We start from the raw sequence: 4,425 nt of genomic DNA, 5'->3' as shown, positions 1-4,425 counted from the left end.
GTGTCATTTATAGCAAAATAACGTCGGCAAAAGCAACAGAGTTAATGCCGTTTGCGGAAGAAGAAAGGGAACATTTAACGAAATACATACATTCGCTAAGAAAGATAGCGAATGTATGTATTTTGTTAAATGTTCCCTTTCTTCTTCCGCAAACAACATAAAAGCAACAACAAAAAGCAACGCTGGTTTCTTGCCAAGACTATCAGCGTTTGCGCATAGAAAAGCCGTTGAAAGAAAAAAATCTCCTCACAGGTGTTTTTTGACTTTTGACGGCTTTTTCTAGTGTCATTTATAGCAAAATAACGTCGGCAAAAGCAACAGAGTTAATGCCGTTTGCGGAAGAAGAAAGGGAACATTTAACAAAATACATACATTCGCTAAGAAAGATAGCAAACGAGAAAACGGCGAGCAAAAGAATGGATTTGAGATAAAAGGTGTTGGGAATTATGGAGATAGAATTTACAGATAGCCAACTTAATAAAGTAGTTAAAAAGATATCTGAAGAAGTGGCAGATATTGTAATCGCCAAACTTGCTAAACAGCGATACAACTAAGCTATGACAATTAAGGAAGTAGCATCGTCGGTTAGAAGATATATAAGAAAAACAGATTTTCCGAACGCATGGAAAGTTGGCGGAAAGTTTAGGTTTGATAGAAAAGAAGTAGAAAGTTGGTGGGTGAGGAAAGCTAAAGAGAGTAATGCGATATACAGACCTTAAGTATTAAGGGAGGAACTGAGTGAAAAAACTAAAAAGGGTGTTTAGAGGTTACATTTACTGGCAGGCTTTGTGGCATATATTTAGGCGTGGTTAATGATGATATGGCAACGTTTTTCAATAGTGGAAATACAGCAAAGGATACGCTAGGTTGTGCATACTTCACGGAAAGAACGATAGAATTGCTTGGGTCAGCTATTCTACGCAATACGAACAAAAGATTATAGATTTAATTCAGAGCTATCAAAAGTCTTGGATAACAATCTCGCCAAATTTTTTGATTATGTAATAAAATTATGTACAATAAATACAATGGTTTTGTTGTTGATTTGCAATGAGAGCTTACAAATTGCTTACAAAGCGGTTTAATCACAAAATGCAAAAGTATTGAAGAGGTTAAAAGCATATTTAAAAAAAGATTGTTAACCGCAAGCAATGAGCTATAAGAATTTTTAAACAAAGTATGAAAGATTTGGTAGGGGAAATAGAGGTGGAAAGTGATTTCCCAAAAATTTGTAAATTATTTAAAAATAAATTATTGTAATGTTGGACATCTTGCACAACTGGTATATAAAAGTATAATAAGGGATAAGAAGTTCAACAAAAAGTAGGATCCATGTTGTTGTTAAGTTTTTGCTGTTGTTAATTCTAGATTAAAAGGGGTAGAAAATGTCAGACATAGTTTTAAAAGGCAAAGTTCACAAATACGGTTCAAATGTCAATACGGACGAGATAATACCGGCAAGATACTTAACTACAACAGATCCTGTAGTGCTTGCAAAGTATTGTATGGAAGATATAGACAAAGATTTTGTAAAAAATGTTAAACCGGGCGATATTATAGTTGCAGAGAATAATTTCGGTTGCGGTTCTTCGCGGGAACATGCTCCTATAGCAATCAAAGCGGCTGGCGTTTCAGCTGTAATTGCAAACTCTTTTGCAAGAATATTTTTCAGAAATTCCATTAATACAGGTCTTCCTATTTTGGAATCTCCTGAAGCTGTAAAGGCAATAAAAAATGGCGATACTATAGAAATAAACTTAACTCAAGGCATTATAAAAAACATAACCAAAGACGAAACTTATCAGTCACAACCTTTCCCAGAATTTATGCAGAAAATCATAAAAGCAGGCGGATTATTAGGTTATATAAAGGAATTATCGTAAGGGAATTATCGTAATGGGAAAGTATTTAATTTTTTTAATTATATTTACGGTTTTTGTTACGTCAGATGCTTTTTGTTTGACATATAAGAAGGAAGAACTCAAATACAAAGATCATTTGAAAGATAAGATGTTATATGTTCTAGTAACTCTTGACGGTAGTTATCGAACAGATAAATGGGAAGAGATTATAAAATTATCAGAAGAAAATATCAATGCAACAGTGTATATAAGCGCGGTTTATTTTCTCAATGAAGAAGAAAAATATCGATATATATGTCCGTTTAACGCTAAAATTTCAGGTATTTCAAATGTAGGTTTTGGCTCCACAAAAGAACTTACGGATGAGAGAATAGGATTAGTGAAAAAAGCGCAAAAGCAAGGAGTTTCAATACAGAGTCATTTGAATGGACATTTTGAAGGTTCGTCAAAATGGTCAAACCAAATGTGGGACTTAGAATTTAAACAATATTTTCTGTTTACGCAATTTTTGGAACAAAAGTCACAACATATACGATTTCCATACTTAGAGTATAATTATGATGTTTATGATGTGTTTGAAAAATATGGAATAAGAAGTATTGTTTCGACTATAACTCAACCTTACGTCGATGGCATCTATACAAAAATTTCAGTTATGGACGACGAAAAAGTACGTTATTTTTTCTACGAATTCCCGATATCGTTCGTCAAATATAATAAGTGCAAAACAATTATGATGGATTATAACTTTTTTGTAAAAGACAAAAAAGAGCAACTTCCCGAGCGACAAATAATGCGTAATGTTGAGAAGTTATATTTGAAGCAGGCAAAACACTGTTTTAAAAATAATATGCCGTTGTTTATAAGTCATCATTTTTTTATGGATGGAAATGAAGCTTATTGGAAATCTTTAAAAAATATCACGGTTAAATTAAAAAAAATATATAAAAATAAGATTAAATTTATAACTATAGATGAACTATATAATATCTTATCAACTTCTGATTCTATTATGTCAGAAGAAAAATCTTAAATACATCTGGGACCTGGGTTGCAGGAATCTGTACTGTATTGATGACGAGGTAGCATTAAAACTTAACAGAGCGACTTAAAGCGATTTGACTATAATGTAAAGAGGAGGGTGAAGAAAAAGAATTTAAACGTATTAGACAAATTATAGATGAAAAAGGAGTAACAAACATTTACTTTGATTGAATACACAAAAGGAGAAATTAATATGTCAAAATCGTATAAAATAGCTTTGCTTCCGGGAGACGGAACAGGTCCTGAAGTAATAAGAGAAGGCGTAAAAATAATTGAAACAGTGGCAAAAAAGAACAATTTTAAACTCGATTTTGTAAATTACGACATTGGCGGGGCAAGGTATTTAAAAACAGGGGAAGTTCTTCCTGAAAGTGTTGTAGAAGAATTTAAGAAATTCGACTCTATGTATCTTGGAGCAATCGGACATCCTGATGTAAAACCCGGAATTCTTGAGAAAGGTATCCTTTTAAAGCTCCGTTTTGATCTTGATCAGTATATTAATCTGCGTCCTGTTAGGCTTTATCCTAATGTTGAAACGCCTTTAAAAGACAAAAAGCCTTCGGACATAGATATGGTTATTATTCGTGAAAATACGGAAGGTTTATATACAGGCGCGGGCGGGTTTTTAAGAAAAGACACACCCTACGAAATAGCAACGCAAGAGTCTATAAACACAAGATTTGGCGTTGAAAGATGCGTTCGCTATGCTTTTGAACTTACTAAAAAGAGAGCAAAAACAAATAAATTGACATTATGTGGCAAAACTAATGTTTTAACGTTTGCTTCAGATTTGTGGCAGAGAACTTTTAACGATGTCGCAAAAGAATATGCTCAAATAAAAGGCGATTACGTAAACGTTGACGCAGCATGTATGTGGCTAGTCAAGAATCCCGAGTGGTTCGACGTAGTTGTTACAGATAACTTATTTGGCGATATTATTACAGACTTGGCGGCAATGATTCAGGGCGGAATGGGCGTAGCGGCTGGAGGAAACATTAATCCCAAAGGCGTATCAATGTTTGAGCCTATGGGCGGTTCAGCTCCAAAATATACCGGAATGAACGTCATTAACCCTATAGCAACCATAAATGCCGGCGCTATGATGCTTGAAACGCTTGGAGAAACAAAAGCAGCAAAAGATATAGATAACGCAGTAATTAAAGCGTTGGAGTCAGGCAAAATAAAGAGTATGTCTGCCGGAAAAATGGGGCTTTCCACAACAGAAGTGGGGGACTTAATAGCTTCTTACTTAGCATGAAAGATATATAATTTTATCAGTTGTTGTTGGAGAAGATAATCGTCAGATCATGTAGTTGTTATACTTGAGCGTAGCGAAGTATTCACATTCCTCGTCAATGTCGAGTCTGAGTCTCAGGCATTGCCACCTCTTTTTTTCAAAAGGAGAATTAACGACAACACAACGCCTGCCCCATCCACATCCAATACCCGAACAACGTGAATACTTCGCTACGCTCAAGTATAACAACTACATGATCTGACGATTATCTTCTCCAACAAC

Annotated in this window: 4 protein-coding genes; all 4 read left to right on the top strand. The window is 34.5% G+C overall.

Annotation, left to right across the window (positions count from 1 at the left end):
* The first annotated feature begins 557 nt into the window (after window positions 1-557).
* On the top strand, window positions 558-719 hold the full coding sequence (locus LE180_RS06335) for a hypothetical protein (RefSeq protein ID WP_374134611.1): 162 nt from the start codon (window positions 558-560) through the stop codon (window positions 717-719).
* A 666-nt stretch (window positions 720-1,385) separates the two neighbouring features.
* Window positions 1,386-1,883 (top strand): 3-isopropylmalate dehydratase small subunit, encoded by a 498-nt coding sequence (leuD, locus tag LE180_RS06330; protein ID WP_374134610.1) that lies wholly within the window; start codon window positions 1,386-1,388, stop codon window positions 1,881-1,883.
* A 13-nt stretch (window positions 1,884-1,896) separates the two neighbouring features.
* Entirely contained in the window at window positions 1,897-2,895 is a 999-nt protein-coding gene (locus tag LE180_RS06325) for a polysaccharide deacetylase family protein (RefSeq protein ID WP_374134609.1), read from the top strand.
* Between the two features lie 204 nt (window positions 2,896-3,099).
* Window positions 3,100-4,164 (top strand): 3-isopropylmalate dehydrogenase, encoded by a 1,065-nt coding sequence (locus LE180_RS06320; protein ID WP_374134608.1) that lies wholly within the window; start codon window positions 3,100-3,102, stop codon window positions 4,162-4,164.
* The last annotated feature ends 261 nt before the right edge of the window (window positions 4,165-4,425 follow it).

Source organism: Candidatus Endomicrobiellum pyrsonymphae (genome assembly GCF_020328025.1).
In the GTDB taxonomy this organism is placed as follows: domain Bacteria; phylum Elusimicrobiota; class Endomicrobiia; order Endomicrobiales; family Endomicrobiaceae; genus Endomicrobiellum; species Endomicrobiellum pyrsonymphae.
This window is presented reverse-complemented; position numbering and strand designations above follow the sequence as displayed.

Coding starts and splice junctions, on each gene's coding strand:
- LE180_RS06335 (WP_374134611.1), top strand. CDS start 558: ATGACAATTAAGGAAGTAGCATCGTCGGTTAGAAGATATATAAGAAAA.
- leuD (WP_374134610.1), top strand. CDS start 1,386: ATGTCAGACATAGTTTTAAAAGGCAAAGTTCACAAATACGGTTCAAAT.
- LE180_RS06325 (WP_374134609.1), top strand. CDS start 1,897: ATGGGAAAGTATTTAATTTTTTTAATTATATTTACGGTTTTTGTTACG.
- LE180_RS06320 (WP_374134608.1), top strand. CDS start 3,100: ATGTCAAAATCGTATAAAATAGCTTTGCTTCCGGGAGACGGAACAGGT.